1 pseudogene is annotated in these 697 nt (G+C 62.6%); it reads left to right on the top strand.

Annotated elements, in window-relative coordinates:
- Positions 1–265 (top strand): annotated as a pseudogene (locus ACLBX9_RS01815) (catalase); the annotation flags it as partial.
- Positions 266–697: the final 432 nt, after the last annotated feature.

The raw sequence follows: 697 nt of genomic DNA, 5'->3' as shown, positions 1-697 counted from the left end.
CGAGGACCCGACGGTGGAGTGGAAGGAGGACGAGGCACCGTTCCAGCGGGTCGGGATTGTCCGGGTTCAGCCGCAGGACAGTTGGGACCCCGCTCGGGTCCAAGCGGTGGACGAGGAGATGCGCTTCAGCGTGTGGACTGGCCTCGCAGCACACCAGCCGCTCGGCAACATCAACCGCGCTCGCAGCGCCCCCTATCGGCATTCGGCCGAGTTTCGCGAGCGGTTCAACCGCTGCCCGATCCACGAGCCGGGTGCGGTGCGCTGAAGCGGCATCCTGAAGTTGTAACTGCTGCAGATCTCAGATCGGGCGCAACAGCGATGTCTGCTTCATCGCAAAAACGCTCGAAAGCGGACAAGCAGAAATCCACCCAGTGCAGATGCTCGGCACCTGATCTGGGCAGCCGAAACTGGCCGAAAGCCGCCGGTCCGCTTCGGGGAACGAGCGCCTAAAAAGCGGACGGCCTCCTATCGACCCAACTTCGCCTTAACAGCGTGTATCGAGATCTCCGGAAAGCGGACATTCGCTGAAGATGACGAGGCGAATGCGTCGCATACGCCCAGACCCCAACTTCCCGCGCGATCTCATCAGGCTGAACGCCTGTGAGAGGTGATGCTCGTGGGTGACCCGGAACTCGCCCGTCCCCTGGGAGATGCCTCGGTACGACGCTATTCAGCACGCCTGGAGAGATCAGCATGA

This window comes from Methylobacterium sp. A49B (assembly GCF_053346215.1).
This window is presented reverse-complemented; position numbering and strand designations above follow the sequence as displayed.